The following is a 22,069-nucleotide window of genomic DNA, read 5'->3' on the forward strand; positions in this document are numbered from 1 at the left end:
GGCCCGGGACCGTACGTCCCCGCGCCTACGCCCCCGGCCCCTGCGGCGCCGAACCGTCGGCCCGGCCGTAGCGGCGCTCGAACTGGGCGACGCGGCCCTCGGTGTCCACCGTGCGGGCCTTGCCGGTGTAGAAGGGGTGGCTCTCGGAGGAGATCTCGACGTCGATCACCGGGTAGGTGTTGCCGTCGTCCCAGTCGATCGTCCGGTCGCTGGTCGCCGTCGACCGGGTCAGGAACGCGTACCCGGCCGACTTGTCACGGAAGACGACGGGACCGTACGCGGGATCGTTCTGCTTCATACCGGCGCTCCTCGGATTCGGCCGTACGGGCGCCGGAGGCCCGGTGCCCACCCTCTCCAGCCTGAGGGCCCGGGCGGATGCCCGCCAGCGCACGCCGTCCTACGGGCGAGCGGGCTCGTCGGCCGGGGGAACCAGGTGCCTTACCTCGGGCTCGCGCTCGGCCAGGTCGCGGGCGGTCGTCAGCAGCTCCGCGTCGTAGCCGGTGAGGCGGGCGCCGTGCTGGCGCAGGTGCTCGGACCAGGAGGCGACCTCGAAGACCTCCACCCAGCGGCGGGGGTCGGCCGCGTCCTGGTAGAGGTTCCAGCGCAGGGCGCCGGTGCGCCGCCGGGAGACGGCCGCCTCGGCCATCGCCGCACGGAACCGCTCCGCCCGGTCCTCAGGCACCTCGTAGGCGACCTCGACCAGGACCGGGCCGTCGTCGGGATCGACGGGAAGGGCCAGCGCCGGTTCCGGCCAGGGGCCACGATGGTCCGGTCGAGTGTGCCGGTCCGCTCGCGCAGCGGCAGCCAGGTCAGCGAGGCCGCCGACGCCAGCAGCAGCCCCGCCGACACGAGCAGCGTCTCGGCGGTGCCGATGCCGTCGGCGAGCAGGCCCCACAGGAGCGTGCCGATGCCCTGGCCGCCCATGAAGACCATGAGGTAGACGGCGAGGCCGCGCGCCCGCACCCAGCCGGGCAGGGCCAGTTGCAGAGTGGCGTTGAGGGTCGAGAGCGCGTACAGCCAGCCCACGCCCGCCACCACCAGGACCACCGCCACCGGCACCGGCTGCCGCAGTACGGCGGCGGCCAGCGTGCCCGCCGCGAACGCCACCGTGCTGACGGCCAGCAGCACGTTGCGCCCGAGCCGCTCGCGCACCCGCCCGATGGTGACGGCCCCGACGATGGCCCCCGCCCCGAGCGCCCCCAGCAGCAGCCCGTACCCGCCCGAGCCCAGCCCCAGGCGCCGCTCGGCGACGACCGGCAGCAGGCCCCAGAGCGCCGAGGCCGGGACGACGAAGAGGCCCGAGCGCAGCAGCACCCGGCGTACACCCGGCGCGTTGCGCACGTAGCGGGTGCCGGAGGCCAGGGCGGGGCGCATCCGCTCCCGGTCGCCCGCACCGTGGCGGGCCCGGTGCCAGCCGAGCAGGGCGGCGAGGACGCCGAGGAAGGAGACGGCGTTGAGGGCGAAGACGACGTCGGGCCCGGTCGCGGCGACCAGCAGCCCGGCCACCGCCGGGCCGATCGCCCGGGCCACGTTGACGTTGAGGCTGCCCAGCGCCGCCGCGGCCGGGATCTGCTCACGCGGCACCAGCTCCGGCTGGATCGCCTGCCACCCCGGGCTCATCAGCGCCTGGCCGCAGCCGATCAGGAAGGTCAGGGCGATCAGGACGGCCGGTGTGGTCAGCCCCGCCGCCGTCAGCGCGGCCAGGGCCGCGCAGAGCGCCGCCATCACCCCGGAGAGCGTCATCAGCAGCGCCCGCCGGTCCAGCACGTCGGCGAGGACGCCGGCGGGCAGCGACAGGAAGAGCACCGGCAGCAGGGAGGCCGCCTGCACCGCGGCGGTCAGGGTGGGCGCGTTGGGCTGCTGGACCAGCATCCACTGCGCCCCGACGGTCTGCATCCAGGTCCCCACGTTGGAGCCGAGCTGCGCGCTCCACAGCACCCGGAAGGTACGCCCGCGCAGCGGTGCCCAGGAGGACGGGCCGTTCTCCCGGGCACCGCCGTCGTGCTTCTGCTGCGTCATGACCGCTCTCCCGCCGCGAGGCCGGTGTCCGTCACCCGGCAGAGCCACGCTGACCGACATCGGCGCGCCCCGCACCCGCGGGCACCCGTACGGCCCCCGGCACGACGGAGGGGGCCGCCGGCGCGAACGCCGACGGCCCCCGGTACCCGTGGTGCGGGCTACAGCTCCTTGATGCGGACGTCGCGGTACGAGACGACGTCGGTGACGCCGTGGACCTGGAGGCCGATGTAGCCGGAGGCGTAGCGCCGGCCGTCGGTGCCCGGGTCGTCGTCCCGCGGCGGGTTGAAGGACTGCCCGCCGGTGTTGTCGAACTCGTTGATCAGGGTGCCGTTTCGGTAGATCTCGTAGTGCTGCCCGGTCACCTTGATCTCGTAGTCGTTCCAGGTGCCCTTCGGGGTCACCCCGGCGCCGCCGAGGCCGACCCGGTCGAAGCCGTAGACCGAGCCCGACTTGTACATGTCGCCGTCGGGGCGGTCCAGGATCTGGAGTTCATGGCCGTACTTGATGGCCACCCACTCCGGGCGGGACTCCTCCGGGTGGTCGTAGGGGTGGGGGAAGCGGGCGAAGACACCCGCGTTGGCGTTGCCGCCCTCGGGCGCGTCGTCCCGCCACTGGAGCTTCAGCGAGAAGTCGTCGTACTTGCGCTCGGGGAACCACAGCATCCCCATGCCCTCGACCTCGGTGGAGCTGGTCATCGAGCCGTCCTCGTTCAGGACGAAGGCGCCGCCGCCGGCCTGCTCCCACTGGGCGAAGGACTTCTCGGTGCCGTCGAAGAGCTTGCGGTAGCCCTCGGTCTGGCCGGGCTTGCCGATGCCGGAGGCCTTGGCGGCCTGCCGGATCTGGCGGGTCTCCCGCTTGTCGATGACGCCTTCCTTGCCGAGCGCGGTCAGGACCGTCTCGACGTGCTTGAGGAAGAGGGCGTTGGAGGACCACTCACGCTCGTCCTCGATCCGCTCGTTGATCCGGCAGCGGTTGTTGGTGATCCGGTTGGGGACGCCGCTGTCCTCGTCGCCGACGAAGACGGTCTCCCGCTCGTCCAGCTCCGCGCACGGCGGGGCCGGGACGTCGCCGCCGATCACCGAGAACGACACCTGGCGGGCCTCGGAGGTGTTGCCCGCCTTGTCGCTCGCCCGGTAGGCGACGGTGTGCCGGCCGACCCGGTCGACGACGACCGCGTCCGCGTAGGCGAGGTAGGGCCCGCCGTCCAGCGAGTACTCGACCTTGTCGACGCCCGACTCCTCGTCGGTCGCCTTCACCGTGACCGTGGCCTTGCCGAGGTAGGCCCCGGCGGAGTTGCGGTCGCCGGTCAGGGCGGCCGAGACCTCCGGCGCCGTGGTGTCCTCGGCCGGCTGCTCCACCACGGTGAACTCGGTGGTCTGCGCCTCGGAGCGGTTGCCCGCCTTGTCGGTGGCGCGGTAGCGGAACTGGTGCTCGCCCACCTCGTGCACCATCACGGGCGCCTCGTACGCCTGCCAGGCGCCGTCCGCGCCCAGCGCGTACTCGATGGTGTTGACGCCCGAGCCGGTGTCGGAGGCGGTCACGGTGACCGTCGCCATGCCGACGTAGGCGCCGTCCGCGTCCTGGTCCCCGGCGACGGTCGCCGAGGTCTCGGGCGGGTCGGTGTCGTCGGTGTCCGGAGCGGCCACCGTGAACTCGGCGCTCTTCTCCTCCGACTGGTTGCCGGCCTTGTCGGTGGCGCGGTAGCGGATCACGTGGTCGCCGACCTCGTTCACCACGACCGGCTCCGCGTACGGCTCCCAGGCGCCGTCGGCGCCCCGGGCGAACTCGACCGTGTCGACGCCCGAGCCCTCGTCCTTCGCGTCCAGCGAGACGGTGGCGCTGCCGACGTAGTCCCCGTCGGCGTTCTGCTGGCCGTCGACCGAGGCGGTGACCTCGGGGGCGGTGGTGTCGTCCCCGCCGCCGCCGTCCTCGCTCACCACGAGGGTGCCCTGCATCTGCCCGTGGCCGGGAATGGTGCAGTGGTAGCGGTAGGTGCCCGGGGTGAGCACCACCTCGGCGGTGTGCTTGCCGCCGTTGGCGTCGGAGGGGTTGGCGAGGATGTTGAGCTGGACGTCGCTGTTGTAGTCCGGGTTGCCGGTGTCGAAGGTCAGCGTGTGCGGCATCGACGTGGTGTTGCCGGTCGCCTCGCTGTTCTCGAAGACGATCGTGGTGGGCCCGGGGGCCGCGGTGGTGGGCGCCGACGCGTACTTGTCGATGTCGTTGCCCGCGGTCCAGGTGAGCGTCTGCTCGGCCGCCGCCTTCGGGTCGCCGCCGCCGATCTCGCCGGCCGCCGCCGGGGCGGTCAGCCCCAGCAGCATCAGCAGCGCCGCGATCAGCGCGGTGCCCACGCGCGGGGGTCCGCCCCGCCGTGTCCTTCTCATCACTTCCCCTTCCCGGCCAGGTCGCCGGCGGCCGGGGTGGGCCCGCCGCCGGTGTAGGTCACGCGCCACAGCGCCGACTTGTCGTCCGAGGTGAAGAAGCCGCGGCCGTAGTCGAGGACGTACAGGGCACCGTCCGGACCGAACTTCCAGTCCATGAGGTTCCTGATGCCGTTCTCCCCGACGGGCACGATCTTCTTCAGCGACTCGGCGTGCACCGGCAGTCCGCCCTTGCCGACCGTCTTCGGGTCGGTGAGCACGGCGTGCCGCGGCTGGTCGGCGTCGTAGAGGTCGCCGACGAACCACTTGCCGTCCCAGTACGCGGGCCACTTGACGTCCGAGTCGCTGTCGGCGTCGAAGCGGTAGAGCGGGCCGTTCATCGCGGCCTGCCCGCCGCCCTTGAGCCAGGGCAGCCGGAAGAACTGCTCGTCCTTGTCGTAGGAGGGCACCCCGTTCTCGTCACGCGGGAAGTCGGGGCCGCCGCCGTCGGGCGAGTACCAGATGGTGTTGCCCGTCACCGGCGGCAGGTTGACCAGGCCGTCGTTGTTGGGCGACTCGTTCTTCGGGGCGTCGCAGTCGTACCAGTCGAGCGGCTTGGTCGGGTCGGGCAGGTTGCGGTCCCGGTAGGGCTGCTTGTTGCCCATGCAGTACGGCCAGCCGTGGTTGCCGGGGCCGGTGATGGCGGCGAAGGTGTCGTACTTGGCCGGGCCCCAGGTGGTGGAGGGCGCGCCGGCGTCCGGGCCGACCCAGCCCGCGTAGAGCGTGTCGGTCTTCTTGTCGATCGCGATCCGGGCCGGGTTGCGCACGCCCATCACGTAGATCTCGCCGCGCGTCTTGCCGCCGCCCTCGTCCGGCTCGTCACCCGTGAAGAGGTTGCCCTTGGGCAGCGAGTACGTGCCGTCGTCCTCGGGGTGGATGCGGAGGATCTTGCCGTTGAGGTTGTTGGTGTTGCCCGAGGTGCGGCGGGCGTCGGCGAAGGAGAGGCCCTTGAAGTTCGGCTCCGGGTTGTTGCCCGAGTAACCGTCGGTGAACTGGCTGGAGTTGGTGTCACCGGTGGCGATATACAGGTTGTCGTCCGAGTCCCAGGCCATGCCGCCGCCCGCGTGGCAGCAGCTGTGGATCTGGACGGGCCAGTCCAGCAGCACCTTCTCGGAGTCGAGGTCCAGCTTGCCGGTGGACTCGTCGAAGGTGAAGCGCGAGACGCGCCGCTCGCCGACGTGCTTGTCCCGGTCGATCTCCGAGTGCGGGGTGTAGTGCAGGTAGACCCAGCCGTTGTCCTCGAACTTCGGGTCCAGCTCGATGCCGAGCAGCCCCTCCTCGTTCTTGACCAGTTCCTCGCCGCCGCCCTTGTTGCCGAAGACGGTCAGCGAGGCGGCGAGGCTCACCTCGTCGGTCTTCGGGTCCCAGACGTGGACCTGTCCCTGGCCCTTGCCGACGTTCGGGTCGTTCCAGTCGGTGACGACAGGCTGCGAGGAGTCGGCGCCGCCGCGGCCGATGTAGAAGACCCGGCCGTCCTTGGCGGTGACCAGGCCGTGCGGCTCGCCGATCTGGTCGTTCTTCCCGGGCTGGTTGGGCTCGGTGAGCCGTTCGGCCTTGTAGTTGGCGTCGATGGACGCCTTGCAGTCGGCCTGGGTCAGGCGCGCGGTCCACATCAGGGCGCCGCGCAGGTGGTCGCGGAAGTCCGCCTCGGCGAAGCTCTCGGCGGTACCGCCCATCGCGGTGTAGAAGGAGCGTCCGCCGTCGTAGTCGCGGCACCAGGAGACCGGGTGGTCGGCGCCGTTGGCCCCCTCACCGGGGGTGTAGGTGGCCTCCCGGACCCGGGCGATCGTGTGGACCTTGCCCGAAGGGTTCTCCTTCCAGTTCAGCCACTTGTCGGGACGCTTCCACTCCAGCGGCAGGCTCTTGGTCGCCGGGTGGACGCGGTCGCCGACCTCCACGGTGGCCCGCTGCGCCTTGGCGCCGCTGCCCGCGGTGGGCCGCGCGCCGATCAGCTCGCCGAACCACGAGGAGTACGGCTCGGTGCGGGCCGCGTCGTGGATGCCGAGGAAGCCGCCGCCCGCCTCGACGTACGCCTCCAGGCCCGCCTCCTGCTCCGCGTCGAGGATGTCCCCGCCACCGGTGAGGAAGACGATGGCGTGGTAGCGGCCGAGCTTGCGCTCGTTGGTGAAGACCGAGGCGTTCGAGCTGGCCTCGGTGGTGAAGCGCTCCTCGGCCGGGCCGGAGTTGCCGATCTTCTCGATGGCCTCGATGCCCGCGTCCACGTTGGGCGCCTCGGCGCCGGTGGAGCCGTGGAAGACCAGGACACGCGTCTCGGCTCCGCCCGGCGGGGACGGCAGCGACATCGTTGTCCCCGCCGGCTCGTCGGGGAACGGCCGCGCGCTGGCCGTCCCGCCGGAGAGCATGCCGGTCAGCAGCGCGCCCGAGACCACGGCCACGGCCGCGGTACGGCCGGCGGCGGATCTGCCGGCCCGTGCTCCGGAGCCCCGTGGCTCCGGTGTCCCGCCTGGTGTGCCGGGTCGCCGATGCGGTAGCAACCGCATGTGTTCACCCACCCCTCATCGGTCACAGGAAACAGCGCGGATGAAGCTAGACCTCTTTTCGCGAGTCGCCAAGGTCTATAACCGGAATCGATCGAACTTTGTCCTGAGTGTGGATAAACCAAGGGCGCGCCGATACCGTGTGGCCGTCGTCGGAGCCCCAGACGCACCGTCGGCCCGCCCAACACCCCCACGTTTCCGAGGAGTTCAGGCGATGAGCGAGGCGAACGGGTCCATCGGCAGGCGTGGCTTCCACCGCGGCCTCCTGGCAGGAGGAGCGGTCCTCGCCACCGGTGGTCTGACATCGATGTCGCAGTCCTCGGCCGCGGCGGACACCCCGCCGAAGACCGCACCGGCCGGCGGCGAGGTCAAGCACCTCACCATGTACTGCGAGAAGATGGCCGACGGCATGACCGGCTACGGCCTGGAGAAGGGCAAGCCCTCCATCCCCGGCCCGCTGATCGAGCTGAACGAGGGCGACACCCTCCACATCGAGTTCCACAACCTCCTCGACGTGGACGCCAGCCTCCACGCGCACGGCGTCGACTACGAGATCAGCAGCGACGGCACCCGTCAGAGCAACAGCCACGTGGAACCGGGCGGCAGCCGCACCTACACCTGGCGCACCCACGCCCCGGGCCGCCGCAAGGACGGCACCTGGCGGCCCGGCAGCGCCGGTTACTGGAACTACCACGACCACGTCGTCGGCACCGACCACGGCACCGGCGGTCTGCGGCAGGGGCTCTACGGCGGGCTCATCGTCCGGCGCAAGGGCGACATCCTGCCCGACAAGACCTTCCAGATCGTCTTCAACGACATGACGGTCAACAACAAGCCCGGCCACGAGAGCCCCAACTTCGAGGCCACGGTGGGCGACCGGATCGAGGTCCTGTCGATCACGCACGGCGAGTTCTACCACACCTTCCACATGCACGGTCACCGCTGGGCCGACAACCGCACCGGCCTGCTGACCGGCCCCGACGACCCCAGCCCGGTCATCGACAACAAGATCACCGGACCCGCCGACTCCTTCGGCTTCCAGTTCATCGCCGGCGAGGGCGTCGGCGCGGGCGCCTGGATGTACCACTGCCACGTCCAGAGCCACTCCGACATGGGCATGGCCGGCCTCTTCCTCATCGCCAAGGCCGACGGCACCATCCCCGGCTACGACCCGGACGCGCCCCACCACACGGCGCCGAAGAAGTCCTCCAAGGAAGCCGCCGAGGAGAAGAAGGCCGCCGAGAAGAAGGGCGAGGCCCAGTCCGGCAAGAGCAGCCAGGCGGAGTCCGGCGACCACGCGCACCACTGACCCGGCCCCCTTCCTGGGCACGCGGCGTACGCTGACCGGCGAACCTCTCCCGTCCGCCGTCCCGCAGGAGCGCCCGCCGTGCCCGTACCGCCCGCCACCCCCCGCCCGACCCTGGAGGCCGTCGCGGCCCGGGCGGGGGTGAGCCGGGCGACCGTCTCCCGCGTCGTCAACGGCGGCGCGGGCGTCACGGAGCAGCTCGCCGCCCGGGTCCGGCGGGCGGTGGACGAACTGGGCTACGTCCCCAACCGGGCCGCCCGCGCCCTGGTGACCCGGCGCCACGACGCCGTCGCCGTCGTCATCGCCGAGCCGGAGACCCGGGTCTTCACCGACCCGTTCTTCGCCCTCCAGTTGCGCGGCATCAGTGAGGAGCTGACGGCGCGCGACGCTCAGTTGGTCCTCATGCTGACCCGTGGCGACGAGGACAGCGAACGGGTCGGCCGCTACCTGGCCGGCGGCCACGTCGACGGCGCCCTGGTCTTCTCCGTCCACCTCGACGACCCGCTGCCCGGCCTGGTCCGCCGCACGGGGCTGCCCGCCGTCTTCGGCGGCCGTCCGGGCGACCCGGCCGCCACCCCGTACGTGGACTGCGACAACCGGGGCGGGGCGCGCGCCGCCGTCCGCCACCTGGCCTCGCTCGGGCGGCGCCGGATCGCCCACATCAGCGGGCCCCTCGACCAGACCTCGGCGGTCGACCGGCTCGACGGCTGGCGGGACATCACCGGGGCGGCGGGGGCGGGTCTCGACAACGCCCCCGACCTGCTCGCCTCCGGCGACTTCACCCCCGAGGGCGGGGCCCGGGCGATGAGCACCCTGCTGGAGCGCCGCCCCGACCTGGACGCGGTCTTCGCCGCCTCCGACCTGACCGCCTCGGGGGCGCTGTGGACCCTGCGCGGCGCCGGGCTCCGGGTGCCCGAGGACGTCGCGGTGGTCGGCTTCGACGATCTGCGCACCGTCGCGCAGCACACCGACCCGCCGCTGACCACGGTCCGTCAGGACATCGAGGAGATGGGCCGGCTGATGGCGCGCAGCCTGCTGGACGCCGGTGAGGGCGTGGACCGCCCCGACAGCGCCGCCCCGGACGGGATCGTCCTGCCCACCACCCTGGTCCGGCGCGCCAGCGCGTGAGCGCCCGGGCGCGGCCACCTCGAAGAGGGACCGCACCCGGGCGCCGGGTGGTACCGCAGGGCTCAGGCGCCGACCCGCACGGTGAACCGCACCGGGTTGTCGTCGTGCGCCGCGCCGGAGACGTCGGGCTCCCCGTCCGGGCGCACGTCGTCGTAGGGGAAGGCGTACCCGATGGGGGAGTTGGCGTGGACCACGCGCGACCAGTGGTTGGTGACCGGGTCGCGGTAGTAGTCGTCCGCGCCGCCGCCCGGCTGGTCCGGGTGGGTCAGCAGGGTGCTGCGGTTGAAGCCGGCGGCGAGCCGGGCCAGCAGCCCCTTCTTCTCGTCCGAGTCGTTCGGGTCGTTGGTGAACGGGCCGTGGTCGCAGGTGAAGATGTCCCGCGAGACGGGCCGGACGAACTCGTGGCCGCCGTTGAAGGTCAGCACGTCACCCTGGACCCGGCCGGTGAAGACACCCCGGCCGCCCTGGAGGTCGATCTTCAGGTCCTCGTTCGCGTACTTCTCCCAGACCTGGTCGATGTACGGCTCCCAGACGTCCTTGAACGGCATCTTGTCCGGCTCGCCGAACCACGGCGCCATGATGGCCTGCGGCGAGACCACCCGGAGCACCTTGCCGTCGTCGCCGCGGATGACCAGCTGGTCCCAGGGCTGTCCGTCGGCCTGGGCCTGCGCCTCCAGGTCGGCGGCGATCCGGTCCACGGCGCCGTCGGGCATCGGGGCGACGTCGTGCGTCCCGTCGCCCTCCAGGGTGATGCCGATCGGCAGGGCGGTGACCAGGTCGACGTAGCTGATGTTCGAGTAGAGCTGCGTGGTGTTGAAGGTGAACTCGCAGAACGACCAGATACGCCCGTAGTTCGGGTCGTCCGGCGAGGCGAAGGCGGGCTCCACCAGGGACGGGCCCGGGTTGAGGTAGAAGTCCAGGGTGTCGTCGCGGACGAAGTACACCCGGGAGCCGTACATCTGCGGCAGCGTCAGCACCAGCGGGTCGGAGCCGGCGGACGGCAGCGGGATCGCGCAGTCGGCGGGCAGCGGGGTGTTGGGCTCGGCGGGGGAGTCCGGGCGGAAGACGCTGCCGTCGGCGCGGAGGATGATCCAGCGGTCCGTGGCCAGCTCGCGCCCGGTCACGTAGGCGTTGACCTGGCCGGACAACGAGGTGTTCTCCAGTGCCAGTTCGCAGGTCTCCGGCGCCGCGGCCCCGGACCGGGTGGTGGCGGAGGAGAGCTGCGGGACACCGATGACGGCGGCGGCTCCGGCCGCGCCCGCGACACCGGTGAGGAACACTCTGCGTGAGATCACGGAAGCCTCCTGGCTCTGTGCGTGTGGGGGTACGCCGCAGGGCCGTGGGAGGAGTGGGGGGTGGCCGCTGCGGCTGGCCCCCACTGTTGCGGGGTGGAATGAACGCGTCAAGGGATGGGGTTGAGAGCGCTCTCAGATTTTCCGAACGGCTGAAAGTTGTTGGTGCGCGGGAAGGGGGAGGCGCGGGGGCCGACGCTGTCCGGAGGGCCCGCCCCGGGCCCGGGGCGGGTTCCGCGCCCGGGGCGGGCGGGCGTCCGCCACGCGCCCTCACGGCGGCCCGCGCGGCGGTGGCTTCCGGGCCGGGGCGCCGCTCGCGTCCCCTTTGCCCACACCCTCTGGCCCGGCGCTGCCTCAGGAGGCCCCGGCGGGCTCAACTCCCGGCGTGAGCAGGCGTTTCAGGTGTGCGCCGGAGGTGTCCCAGGTCCCGGAACGCCCGGCCCGGTGCCGCCCTTGCCGGCCCGTCGACGCGCCCTGTGCGGTGGTCGGCACCCGCACCACCGCCGCCGCGATCGCGTCGACGTCCCGGCCGTCGACGACGATGCCCGTGCGGCCGTCGAGCACCGCGTCCGGGGCCCCACCGGAGTCGCCGACGACCACGGGCAGGCCGCTCGCCGCCGCCTCCCGACAGTCGATTCCCGGCCCTTCGGCCTCCGGGCCGGCGCGGCGGGTGCGGCAGGGCATGGTGAAGGCGTCGCGGCCGCGTGGAAATCGGGTGTCCATGCGTGCGCGACCCGCCCACGAAGACCACCGAGCCTCGCTGAACACGCTCTGGCTGCCCGTCCCCGTCCACCTGCGCGGCGAGCGGGACCGAGCGGCCCGCTCCCGTTCGGCGCCTCCCGGGCGGCGTCCTCGGCGCCCCGGTGCCAGACTCGCACCAGGACCACGCGAGGGGCCCGGTGACGACGGAGGGGCCCGACGAAGGAGCTCATCCATGCTCACCACCCGCTATGTCGACGGAGCGCCGAACTGGCTCGACCTCGGCACCCCCGACCCCGGCGCGGCGACCTACTTCTACAGCGCCCTGTTCGGCTGGACCTTCCGCCCCTCGGAGCGGCCGGAGGCGAGCGGCTACGGCTTTTTCGAGCTGGACGGCCGGGTCGTCGCCGGTGCCATGCACATCTCCGTCGAGCAGGCGTCGCCCTCCTGGACCGTCTACTTCCGCACCTCCGACGCCGACGCCACCGCCGACGCGGTCCGCGCCGCCGGCGGCCACGTCGGCTTCCGGCCCATGGCCGTCTACGACCAGGGCCGCCTCGCCCTCTTCAGCGACCGCTCCGGCGCCTCCTTCGGCTGCTGGCAGCCCGGCGCCACCGAGGGCCTCGGCGTGGTCGGCGAGGACAACTCGCTGTGCTGGGTGGAGCACTACGGGCCGACCGTCGAGGACGCCGTCGACTTCTACCGCGCGGTCTACGGCTGGAACGTCTACGAGGTCCCGGCCCCGGGCGGCAGCTACACCACGCTGGGCCCCGCCGGGGAGGGCGAGGACCGCATGTTCGGCGGCGCCATCGACCTCGCCGAGCGGATCGAGCGCGGCTCCGCCGCCCACTGGCTGCCGTATTTCGCCGTCGACGACCCCGACGCGGTGTGCCGCCGTGCGCGGGAGCAGGGTGGCAGCGTACGAATGGAGCCGACCGACCTGGAGGGGGTGGGCCGGCTGGCCAAACTGGGGGACCCGTGGGGTGCCCGGTTCGCCGTGCTGAAGCCGCTTCCGCCGGAGTCCCGCCCCGACATGTAGGGCGCCGGGGGCGGCGTTGATCAGACGTTGATGAGACGTTTTTCCGTGCCCGTCATCATCACTCCATGCGGATCGACAGTACGGCCGCGCACGATCTCGCCTGGCAGGAGCAGGCGCTGTGCGCACAGACCGGATCAGAGTTCTTCTTCCCCGAGCCGGGCAGCTCGGTGCGTGAGGCCAAGCTCATCTGCGAGGCCTGCGACATGCGGGCGGCCTGCCTCTCCTACGCCCTCGCCCACGACGAGCGCTTCGGCGTGTGGGGCGGGCTCTCCGAGAAGGAGCGCGAACGGATGCGGCGCGACAGACGCTGACCGCCCGCCGCCCCCGACGCCGCCCGCCCCGCCCGTACCGGCCGTAGCCGTACGGGCGGTGGCTTTCCCTCCGGGCCCGGGCGGTCCGCTCAGCCCTTGGTGGCGCGGGCCTGCATGCGCGCCTTGCGGGCGGCGAGGCGTTCGTCGAACTTGGCGGCCTCGGCGTCCAGCCCGCCCATGTACAGGCCCAGTTCCTCCTGGGCCTTCACGCCCTCCGGGCCGAGCCCGTCGATCTGCATGACCTTCAGGAACCGCAGCACCGGCTGGATCACGTCGTCGTGGTGGATGCGCAGGTTGTAGACCTCGCCTATGGCCATCTGCGCCGCCGCCCGCTCGAAGCCGGGCATGCCGTGGCCGGGCATCCGGAAGTTGACCACCACGTCGCGGACGGCCTGCATGGTCAGGTCGGGCGCCAGCTCGAAGGCGGCGCCCAGCAGGTTCCGGTAGAAGACCATGTGCAGGTTCTCGTCGGTGGCGATCCGCGCCAGCATCCGGTCACAGACCGGGTCGCCCGACTGGTGGCCGGTGTTGCGGTGCGAGATGCGGGTGGCCAGCTCCTGGAAGGCGACGTACGCCACCGAGTGGAGCATCGAGTGCCGGTTGTCGGACTCGAACCCCTCGCTCATGTGGACCATCCGGAACCGCTCCAGCTCGTCCGGGTCGACGGCCCGCGAGGTCAGCAGGTAGTCCCGCATCACGATGCCGTGCCGGCCCTCCTCGGCGGTCCAGCGGTGCACCCAGGTGCCCCAGGCGCCGTCGCGGCCGAAAAGCGAGGCGATCTCGTGGTGGTAGCTCGGCAGATTGTCCTCCGTGAGGAGGTTGACGATCAGCGCGGTGCGGCCGATCGGCGTCACCTTCGACTGCTCCTTCTCCCACGCCTCGCCGTCCTCGAAGAAGCCGGGGAAGTTGCGGCCGTCGGACCAGGGCACGTACTCGTGCGGCATCCAGTCCTTGGCCACCTTGAGGTGACGGTTGAGTTCCTTCTCCACGACCTCCTCCAGCGCGTGCAGCAACTGGGCGTCGGTCCATCCGCCGGACGTGGCGAGGTGGGGTGTGGTGACGGTCATGCGGGACTCCTGGGGACGGGGAGTTCTTGCGATGATGCAACTTACGGGAACGTAGGTTACGAACCCGTAGGTTAAGGCCGCAGTAAAGAGCGACCGAAAGCGGGGTCGCGCAAACGTCTGTTTTCAGCCGAACGCCGGTGCGAAAAGGGCTCGTGACCCCCGATTCCGGGGGCCACGAGCCCTGTGTCACGCCCTTCCGGCCCGTCTCAGCCCGTCAGCGCCTCCTCCACCTCCTCGGGTGCCGCCTCGCGCAGCTCGCCGTCGAGCAGCAGCCAGCGGGTGATCCCGAGCGAGCGCAGGAACGGCAGGTCGTGGCCGGCGACCAGCAGCGCCCCCCGGTACGCGGCCAGGGCCGAGGTGAGCTGCCGGACGCTCGCCAGGTCGAGGTTGTTGGTCGGCTCGTCCAACATCAGCAGCTGCGGGGCCGGCTCCGCCAGCATCAGGGAGGCCAGCGCCGCCCGGAACCGTTCACCGCCGGAGAGGGTGCCCGCGAGCTGGTCGGCGCGGGCCCCCCGGAAGAGGAACCGGGCCAGCCGTGCCCGTACCTCGTTGCGGTCGCTGCCGGGAGCGGCCCGGGCCACGTTCCCGGCGACGCTCAGCCCCTCGTCGAGCACGTCCAGGCGCTGTGGGAGGAAACGCAGCGGGACCTCGACGCGCACCTCGCCCTCCAGCGGCGCCAGCTGGCCGGCGAGGGTGCGCAGGAGCGTCGTCTTGCCCGCCCCGTTCCGCCCCACCAGCGCGATCCGCTCCGGTCCCCGCACCTCGAAGGTGCGCTCGGCCCGCGCCCCGTGCCGCAGCCGCAGCTTGCTCAGGGTCAGCACGGTCCGCCCGGCCGGGAGGGCGGTGGCGGGCAGGTCGACGCGGATCACGTCGTCGTCCCGGACCGCCTCCTCGGCCGCGTCGAGGCGCTGCCGGGCGGTGGCCAGCCGGTCCTCGTGCAGGGCGCGGTGCTTGCCCGCCGAGACCTGGGCGGCGCGCTTGCGGGCGTTCATGACGATCTTCGGTTCGCGCTTGGTGTCGTTCATCTTCTGCCCGTACCGCCGGCGGCGGGCCAGCGTGGCCTGGGCGCCGGCCAGTTCGCGCCGTTGGCGCCGGACGTCGTTCCCGGCCGCCCGTACGGCCCGTCCGGCGGCCTCCTGCTCGGCGGCGACCGCCTCCTGGTAGGCGTCGTAGTTGCCGCCGTACCAGGTGACCTCGCCGTCGCGCAGCTCCGCGATGCGGTCGACGCGTGCCAGCAGCTCCCGGTCGTGGCTGACCACGACGAGGACGCCGGGGAAGGACTCGACGGCCGCGTAGAGGCGGTGGCGGGCCGCCAGGTCGAGGTTGTTGGTGGGCTCGTCCAGGAGCAGCACGCCCGGCCGGGCCAGCAGCAGCGCGGTCAGCCGCAGCAGCACCGACTCACCACCCGACACCTCGCCGACGGTGCGGTCGAGGCCGATGTGGCCGAGGCCGAGCGAGCCGAGGAGGGCCAGGGCGCGTTCCTCCACGTCCCAGTCGTCGCCGACGGTGGCGAAGTGGTCCTCGGTGGCGTGGCCCGCCTCGATGGCGTGCAGCGCGGCCCGGACCTCGCGGATACCGAGCGCCTCGTCGACCCTCAGGGAGGTGTCCAGCGTGACGTGCTGCGGCAGGTGGGCCAGTTCGCCGAAGACCTGGACGGTGCCGGAGGAGGGCGTCAGCTCCCCGGCGGCGAGCTTGAGCAGGGTGGACTTCCCGCAGCCGTTGTCACCGGTCAGGCCGGTGCGGCCGGGGCCGAAGGTGAGCTGGAGGCCGTCCAGCACGCGGGTGCCGTCGGGCCAGGAGAAACTGAGGTCGGCGCAGGTGAGCGCGGTGGTTGACAGGAGAGCCTCGCGGTTGCTGACGCGTCGTCGTACGACGCGGAGGGAAGGGGGCAACGCGGAGGACAGCGCGGGCCGGTGGACCGGGAGCGCGCGCCGCGGCGGCCGTCAGGGCCGCGGGGCGGTCACGCGGGAAGGGCCGGACGAGCGGTCAGCTCGAACGCCGAGGTCACACGCGGCACGACGCACGCCGGCAACGGGCGTACGGGCGGTGTCCAGGACCTCAGACGTACAACGGCCTACTCCGATCGGCGGCTACAGAAGCGCTCACGACGGTACGAGCGGGCGCGGGGGAGCGTCAACGGCTTTTCCCGCCGGGGCGCGGCCGGGCGCCCCGGCGGTGGGGAAGGCGCGGCTCAGCGCATGCCACGGATGAGCAGGGCGAGATCCCGGTCGAGGTCGAGGTGGAGGTACTCGCGGCCCGGCGGCACCAGGGCGATGGTGCGGGCCGCGAACCGGCGCAGCTCCTCGGCGCGTACCCGCACCACGGCGGTGCCCTCGGGCGCGTGGAACTCCATCACCACCTGGTCCTCGCCGTGCGGCCGCAGCCGGACGTCGCCCATCCCGGCCTCGCCGGTCAGCCCCGCGGTGAGCAGGTCCCGGGCGAACGACCAGGTCACCTCGACCCCTTCCAGCGTCGAGCGCGCCGGAAAGGTCATGGTGACGGCGAACGGTTCGGTGCGGTCGTACCGCAGCCGCGCCGGAATGGTCGCCATACGTGGCGAGGCGGCGACGAGCTGCGCCTCGACGGACTGCTGGATGACGGTCTCCATGGTCCCCCCTGGGTCCTGTGGCCGTTGGGGCGGTCAGGCCCCGGCAGTCGGCTAGACGGTGGAACAGGGGGGCCCGTGCACCGGGAGGAGCGTGAGGTGCGTCACGTCCCGGTGGCGGGGCGGGCGTACGGCCCTGCCCCGCCACCGGGGTGGCGGCCCGTCAGACCACGGCCCCGGTTCCCTCCCGCACGCGCTTGCGCGGGCGTTCGGGCGAGGCCGAGGCGCCGCGGCGCCGCTCCAGCCGTACCGCCAGCGGCATCGCGGTGAAGATGGTCGAGCCGATGCCCACCGTGATGCCGGCCAGGAGGGCCACCGCGAAGTCGGTCAGGGTGCCGCCGCCCGAGAGGGCCAGCGCCAGCAGGACGAAGACCGCGCCCAGGCCGGTGTTGACGGTACGCGGCAGCGTCTGGCCCACCGCCAGGTCGCCCAGCGTCTCCCAGGGCACGCCGGGACGGAGCCGGCGCAGCTCCCGCAGCCGGTCGAAGACGACCACGGTGTCGTTGACCGAGTAGCCGACCACGGTCAGCAGCGCCGCCAGGAAGACGCTGTCCACCGGCTTGCCCAGCCAGGCGAAGAGCCCCACCACCAGCAGCACGTCCTGCACCATCGCGACCACGGCGGCCAGCGCCAGCGTCCCCCGGAACCGCACGGTGAGGTAGACGAGCTGGGCCCCGACCGCCACCGCCAGCGCCAGGACGGCCTTGTCGCGCAGCTCCTGCCCGAGGCTCGGGCCGACCAGGTCGTCCCGTTCGACGGTCACCTCGCCGCCGTGCTCGGCGAGGGCGGCCCGCACCCGCCGCTCCTCGGCGTCCTCCAGCGGCCCGGTGCGCACCGTCACCAGTGAGGCGCCGTCCTGGTCGGCGCGCTGCACCACCGCCTCGGGGAAGCCCGCCGCGCTCACGGCGGCCCGCGCGGTCTCGGCGTCCACCGGGCGTTCGGTGGCGTACTGGGTCTGGCGGCCGCCGGTGAACTCCACGCCCAGCTCCAGCCCGCGCACCCCCACACCGGCCAGCGCCACCAGCAGCAGCCCGCCGGAGAGGAGCAGCCAGCGGCTGCCGGAGCGCATCAGCCTCGGCGGGCGCTGCTCCAGCCGAGTCCGCAGCCGCCCCTTCCCCGCCATCCCGGTGGCCTGCGGCCGGCGCCGCACCAGGCCCCGGCCCAGCGCCCAGTCGGCGAGGACCCGGGTGATGACCAGCGCCGAGACCATCGAGGCGAGCACACCGACGGCCAGCGTCACCCCGAATCCCTTGACCGGGCCGCTCGCCAGGGCGAAGAGCAGCCCGGCGGCGATCAGCGTGGTGACGTTGGAGTCGAGGACCGCGCTCCACGCCTTGGCGAAGCCGCGCGCCAGCGGCCGCCGCAGGTCCTTGGGCCGGCGGGACGCCTGGCCGTACTCCTCCCTGGCCCGCTCGAAGACGAGCACGTTGGCGTCGACCGCCATGCCGACGGCCAGCACGAACCCGGCGATCCCCGGCATGGTCAGCGTCGCGCCGAGCGCCACGATCGCGGCGTACGAGATCAGCCCGTAGAGGGAGAGCGCGACCGTGGCGAGCAGGCCGAGGAGGCGGTAGACGGCGGTGATGAAGACGGCGGTGCAGGCCAGGCCGATCAGGGCCGCCCAGGCGCCCGCCCGGATGGCGTCCGCGCCGAGCGAGGGGCCGACGGTCGACTGCTCGACGACCTCCACCGGCAGCGGCAGCGCGCCGCCCTTGACCAGCGCGGCCAGTTCGCGGGCGCCCTCGGCGTCGAAGCCGCCGGTGATCTGGGTGGAGCCGCCGGTGATCCCGGTGCCGCAGGGGACCGTCTCGCGCATCCCGGGGGCCGAGACGACCCGGTCGTCCAGGACGATCGCGACCCGGCGCCCCGGATCGCCGGGCGCGGCGCAGGCCGCCTCACCGGTGAGCCTGGTCCATGCGCCGGCCGCCTTCTTCTCGAAGGAGAGGGTGACCGCCCACCCCTCGCCCGAGGCGGCGTCGAAGTCCGGGCGGGCGTCGCTGACGCCCTCCCCGGTGAGGGCGGTCGGGCCCAGTTCCAGGAAGGCGTCGGGCCGGTCCGGGTCGGCGAGGGCGCGGGAGCCGTCCTCGGCCTGGGGCGCGGCCTTCTCGGCCTCGCCCCGCACGGGGTGGAAGGTGAGCTGGGCGGTGCGGCCGATCACCTCGGCGGCCTCGCGGGGGTCCTGGACCCCGGGCAGCTCCACCACGATGCGGTCGGAACCGGAGCGGACCAGTTGCGGTTCGGCGACGCCGAGCGCGTCGACCCGCTGCCGCAGCACCTCCAGGGCCCGGTCGGTCGACTCGGCGTCAGGGGTGCGGCCCTGTGCCTCCTGGGCCTGCAGGACGATCCGGGTGCCGCCGCTCAGGTCGAGGCCGAGGCGGGCGGGGGTGGTCAGGGCGAGGAAGAGGGACACGGCGACGACGGCGAACGCGATCAGCGCACGCCAGGCCGTGGCACGTCGGGACATGAGGGCTCCACGGACGGCCCGCGCCACCCGGGGACCCCTCGGTCCTGCGTCCGGGCACGCAAGCATCGGTCAACGGCGGGACGGCGCGCGTCCGGTGAACCCGCGTACCGCGCGGGTACGGGGATCAGGGCGCGAGCCGGGTCGTCAACTGCTCCGTGCGAAGGGCGGGCCCCGGGCCGACCAGGGGCCCGGCGCGGTACCGGGCGGCGCCCGTTCCTGGCGCGGCCGGTCCAGCAGGCGGCCGGGCGCCAGAGCCCGCTCCGGACCGCCGGACGGTGCCACCGCGAGGGCCGGGAGCTGGGCCTTGCCCGGGTCCGGCGGCGCCGCGGGGGCGAGTTCGGCGTGCCCGGCAGCGTACCCGTCGGCCCGCTCCCGTGCGGGGGCGTGCGCCCGTACCCACGCCGGGGTGTGGACGGCGCGTGGTGCGGGGAGGGCGCGTTCGGGGACGGCCGAGGGCGCGGGGGCGGCCTCCGGGCCGTGGCTCGCGGCGGGGGCCGAGGCCCCGGCCACGGAGAGGACCGCCGTCCAGACGGCGCAGACCAGCGCCAGCACGATCCGGGAGACGGCGGCAGGCGGACCGGGAAGCGGGACGCCGTGGCGCGCGGACGGTTCCGCCATGTGCGCCACCCCCGTCCCCGCCTCGGCCGAAACGCTCACCCTAGCCGACCCGCGAACCCGGCCCGCGACCTCCACACTTCCACCCCGGCAGCCACCGGGTCACGGGGCCTGAACCATGTCAGCATCGGGGCATGGTGGCACTGAGTGAGCTGATTCCCCCGGAGGCGATCCGGCTGGACGTGGCGGCCCCCGACTGGCGGGCCGCCGTCCGCGCGGCGGGCGACCTGCTGGTGGCGGACGGGACGAGCACGGACGCGTACACCGACGAGATGATCCAGAACGTCGTCGACAACGGTCCCTACATCGTCATCGCCCCCGGCTTCGCCTTCGCCCACGCGCGCCCCTCGCCCGCCGTCCGCAGAACGGGCATGTCGTGGGTGCGGCTGGCCGAGCCGGTGGAGTTCGGGCACGACGCCAACGACCCTGTCGACCTGGTCGTCGCCCTCGCCGCCCAGGACAGCGCCGCCCACACCGACGCGATGGCCGCCCTGGCCCGGCTGCTCGCCGACCCCGAGCAGCACGACCGGCTCCAGTCGGCCGCCACCCCGGCCGCGCTTCACGCCCTGCTGCGGTCCCACGACGGCGTGGAGGAACCGGCGGCCGCGCCGGAGCCCGCCTCGGCGGCCCCGGACGCCGGGCGTACTGGGACCGAACAGCACAAGATCCTCACCGTCTGCGGCAACGGTGTCGGCACCAGCCTCTTCCTGAAGAACACCCTGGAGCAGGTGCTCGGCCGGTGGGGCTGGGACCGGCAGGTGTCGGTGGAGGCGACCGACACCATCTCGGCCAAGGGGAAGGCGTCCGAGGCGGTCGCCATCCTCACCTCCCGGGAGATCGCCCGGACCCTCGGCGACGTCGGCATCCCGGTGAAGGTGGTCCAGGACTTCACCAGCACCGACGAGGTCGACCACGTCCTCCGTGACACCTACGACGTATAAGGGAGGCGGCGAACCCCGTGGACTGGCTCGTATCCTTCGCGAAGTTCCTGGTCAACGAGATCCTCAGTGAACCCGCGTACCTGATCGGCATCATCACCGCCGTCGGCCTGACCGCGCTGCGCAAGAGCGTCGGGCAGATCCTCGGCGGCGCCATCAAGGCGACCCTGGGCTTCCTGCTCATCGGCGCCGGCGCCACCCTGGTCGTCGCCGCGCTCGCCCCGCTCGGCGACATGATCCAGGGCGCGACCGGCGCCCAGGGCGTCATCCCCACCAACGAGGCCATCGTCGGCATCGCCCAGGCGGAGTACGGCTCCCGGGTGGCGTGGCTGATGATCCTCGGCTTCGCCGTCGGCCTGCTGCTCGCCCGCTTCACCCCGCTGCGGTACGTCTTCCTCACCGGTCACCACATGCTCTTCATGGCGACCCTGCTGACCATCGTGCTCGCCACCGCCGGGCAGCCGTCCTGGCTGGTCGTGGTCGTCGGCGGCGTGCTGCTCGGCATCATGCTGGTCGCGATGCCCGCGCTGGCCCACCCCTGGACCAAGCGGGTGACCGGCAACAACACCGTCGCCATCGGCCACTTCGGCACCGCCGGCTACATCGCGGCGGGCGCCACCGGCCAGCTCGTCGGCAGGCGCAGCCGCAGCACCGAGGACATGAACCTCCCCGAGGGGCTGCGCTTCCTGCGCGACTCGATGGTGGCCACCGCCCTGTCGATGGTCCTCATCTACCTCGTCGTGGCCGTCCTCTACCTGATCAAGGCCGGCAAGGAGACCGCGTACGCCGTCTTCGGCACCGGGGGCGGCGAGCCGGCGGCGGGCATCGGCGAGTACCTCATGCAGTCCGTCATGCAGGGCCTCCAGTTCGGCATCGCCGTCGCCGTGATCCTCTTCGGCGTCCGCACCATCCTCGGCGAACTGGTCCCCGCCTTCCAGGGCATCGCCAAGAAGATCGTCCCCGGCGCCGTCCCCGCCCTGGACGCGCCGATCGTCTTCCCCTACGCGCAGAACGCCGTGCTGGTCGGCTTCATCTCCAGCTTCGTCGGCGGCCTGGTCAGCCTCGCCCTGCTCGCCTGGGTCTTCGAACCCGCCTTCGGCCTCGCCCTGGTCCTGCCGGGCCTCGTGCCGCACTTCTTCACCGGCGGCGCGGCCGGGGTCTACGGCAACGCCACCGGCGGGCGGCGCGGCGCGGTCCTCGGCGCCTTCGTCAACGGCATCCTCATCACCTTCCTCCCCGCCCTGCTGCTGAAGGTCCTGGGCGCCTTCGGCGAGGAGAACACCACCTTCGGCGACGCCGACTTCGGCTGGTTCGGCGTGGTCGTCGGCAACGCCGCCAAGCTCGGCTCCACCCCCGGCCTCATCGTGATGCTCGCCTTCGGCGCGGTCATCCTGGCCGGGGCCATCCTCGTCCAGAAGCGCGTGGTGGAGACCGGCTGGGACCCGGGCGCCCGCCGCGACGCCCTCCTGCCGCCCTCCGAGACCGCCGGCGACGACCCGATGGGCGGCGTCGACAGCGCCCGCGAGGGCGTCGGCGACGGCGGCCCGGTCCGCACCCGGGCCCGCATCGCCCCGCCCCGGGGCGCGCCCAAGCCGCCCCCGCCGCCGGGGGAGGGGTGACGCTTCCCCGCCACCACCTCCTGGGCACCGGTGCCGCGGTCGAGGATCGTGC

The 22,069-nt window shown here is 73.1% G+C and carries 17 protein-coding genes and 1 pseudogene; 6 read left to right on the forward strand and 12 right to left on the reverse strand.

What is annotated here, in order from left to right; translation table 11 throughout:
- Positions 1 to 25: 25 nt before the first annotated feature.
- The 5 genes and pseudogenes from IF45_RS0113710 to IF45_RS0113725 form a co-directional block, all read right to left on the reverse strand.
- A complete protein-coding gene (locus IF45_RS0113710; RefSeq protein ID WP_003952031.1) occupies positions 26 to 298 on the reverse strand; it encodes a type B 50S ribosomal protein L31 in 273 nt (90 codons plus the stop codon).
- Between the two features lie 99 nt (positions 299 to 397).
- Positions 398 to 895 (reverse strand): MFS transporter, encoded by a 498-nt coding sequence (locus IF45_RS33895; RefSeq protein ID WP_256671081.1) that lies wholly within the window; start codon positions 893 to 895, stop codon positions 398 to 400.
- Positions 829 to 2,079 (reverse strand): annotated as a pseudogene (locus IF45_RS0113715) (MFS transporter); the annotation flags it as partial. The pseudogene IF45_RS0113715 and the gene IF45_RS33895, both read right to left, overlap by 67 nt.
- A 98-nt stretch (positions 2,080 to 2,177) precedes the next feature.
- Positions 2,178 to 4,400 (reverse strand): OmpL47-type beta-barrel domain-containing protein, encoded by a 2,223-nt coding sequence (locus tag IF45_RS0113720; RefSeq protein WP_030307631.1) that lies wholly within the window; start codon positions 4,398 to 4,400, stop codon positions 2,178 to 2,180.
- Complete coding sequence (locus IF45_RS0113725) at positions 4,400 to 6,832, reverse strand: ThuA domain-containing protein (RefSeq protein WP_008408376.1); 2,433 nt, start codon at positions 6,830 to 6,832, stop codon at positions 4,400 to 4,402. Before IF45_RS0113725 ends, IF45_RS0113720 begins: the two co-directional genes overlap by 1 nt.
- A gap of 316 nt (positions 6,833 to 7,148) precedes the next feature.
- On the opposite strand from IF45_RS0113725, the gene IF45_RS0113730 reads away from it, so the two are divergent.
- A complete protein-coding gene (locus IF45_RS0113730; protein WP_008408375.1) occupies positions 7,149 to 8,243 on the forward strand; it encodes a multicopper oxidase domain-containing protein in 1,095 nt (364 codons plus the stop codon).
- Between the two features lie 78 nt (positions 8,244 to 8,321).
- Complete coding sequence (locus IF45_RS0113735; protein ID WP_030307636.1) at positions 8,322 to 9,368, forward strand: LacI family DNA-binding transcriptional regulator; 1,047 nt, start codon at positions 8,322 to 8,324, stop codon at positions 9,366 to 9,368.
- A gap of 62 nt (positions 9,369 to 9,430) precedes the next feature.
- Here IF45_RS0113735 and IF45_RS0113740 read toward each other — a convergent pair whose 3' ends face one another.
- Positions 9,431 to 10,663: a glycoside hydrolase family 64 protein gene (locus tag IF45_RS0113740; protein WP_008408371.1), complete on the reverse strand. Its 1,233-nt coding sequence runs from the start codon at positions 10,661 to 10,663 to the stop codon at positions 9,431 to 9,433.
- 351 nt (positions 10,664 to 11,014) lie between these two features.
- Positions 11,015 to 11,383 carry a glycosyltransferase gene (locus tag IF45_RS34270; RefSeq protein ID WP_030307638.1) on the reverse strand — a complete coding sequence of 123 codons (369 nt, stop codon included), beginning with the start codon at positions 11,381 to 11,383 and terminating at the stop codon, positions 11,015 to 11,017.
- Between the two features lie 211 nt (positions 11,384 to 11,594).
- Between IF45_RS34270 and IF45_RS0113750 the strand changes: the two genes are divergently transcribed.
- Both IF45_RS0113750 and IF45_RS0113755 read left to right on the forward strand, forming a co-directional pair.
- Entirely contained in the window at positions 11,595 to 12,398 is an 804-nt protein-coding gene (locus IF45_RS0113750; protein ID WP_003952038.1) for a VOC family protein, read from the forward strand.
- A 65-nt stretch (positions 12,399 to 12,463) separates the two neighbouring features.
- Positions 12,464 to 12,709 carry a WhiB family transcriptional regulator gene (locus IF45_RS0113755; RefSeq protein WP_003952039.1) on the forward strand — a complete coding sequence of 82 codons (246 nt, stop codon included), beginning with the start codon at positions 12,464 to 12,466 and terminating at the stop codon, positions 12,707 to 12,709.
- Between the two features lie 89 nt (positions 12,710 to 12,798).
- Here IF45_RS0113755 and IF45_RS0113760 read toward each other — a convergent pair whose 3' ends face one another.
- From IF45_RS0113760 to IF45_RS0113780, 5 genes are all read right to left on the reverse strand, one after another.
- On the reverse strand, positions 12,799 to 13,776 hold the full coding sequence (locus IF45_RS0113760; RefSeq protein WP_030307640.1) for an acyl-ACP desaturase: 978 nt from the start codon (positions 13,774 to 13,776) through the stop codon (positions 12,799 to 12,801).
- A 206-nt stretch (positions 13,777 to 13,982) separates the two neighbouring features.
- On the reverse strand, positions 13,983 to 15,614 hold the full coding sequence (locus IF45_RS0113765; RefSeq protein WP_030307642.1) for an ABC-F family ATP-binding cassette domain-containing protein: 1,632 nt from the start codon (positions 15,612 to 15,614) through the stop codon (positions 13,983 to 13,985).
- A 353-nt stretch (positions 15,615 to 15,967) separates the two neighbouring features.
- Positions 15,968 to 16,384 (reverse strand): spore wall synthesis regulator SsgD, encoded by a 417-nt coding sequence (gene ssgD / locus IF45_RS0113770; protein WP_003952042.1) that lies wholly within the window; start codon positions 16,382 to 16,384, stop codon positions 15,968 to 15,970.
- Positions 16,385 to 16,544: 160 nt separating this feature from the next.
- Positions 16,545 to 18,845 carry a protein translocase subunit SecD gene (secD, locus tag IF45_RS0113775; RefSeq protein ID WP_030307644.1) on the reverse strand — a complete coding sequence of 767 codons (2,301 nt, stop codon included), beginning with the start codon at positions 18,843 to 18,845 and terminating at the stop codon, positions 16,545 to 16,547.
- Between the two features lie 144 nt (positions 18,846 to 18,989).
- Positions 18,990 to 19,463 carry a hypothetical protein gene (locus IF45_RS0113780; RefSeq protein WP_015506765.1) on the reverse strand — a complete coding sequence of 158 codons (474 nt, stop codon included), beginning with the start codon at positions 19,461 to 19,463 and terminating at the stop codon, positions 18,990 to 18,992.
- Positions 19,464 to 19,594: 131 nt separating this feature from the next.
- On the opposite strand from IF45_RS0113780, the gene IF45_RS0113785 reads away from it, so the two are divergent.
- Entirely contained in the window at positions 19,595 to 20,401 is an 807-nt protein-coding gene (locus tag IF45_RS0113785) for a PTS sugar transporter subunit IIAB (RefSeq protein ID WP_003952045.1), read from the forward strand.
- A 17-nt stretch (positions 20,402 to 20,418) separates the two neighbouring features.
- Complete coding sequence (gene ulaA, locus IF45_RS0113790) at positions 20,419 to 22,017, forward strand: PTS ascorbate transporter subunit IIC (RefSeq protein WP_008408358.1); 1,599 nt, start codon at positions 20,419 to 20,421, stop codon at positions 22,015 to 22,017.
- The last annotated feature ends 52 nt before the right edge of the window (positions 22,018 to 22,069 follow it).

The organism is Streptomyces albidoflavus, from assembly GCF_000719955.1.
GTDB classification, from domain to species: Bacteria; Actinomycetota; Actinomycetes; order Streptomycetales; family Streptomycetaceae; genus Streptomyces; species Streptomyces albidoflavus.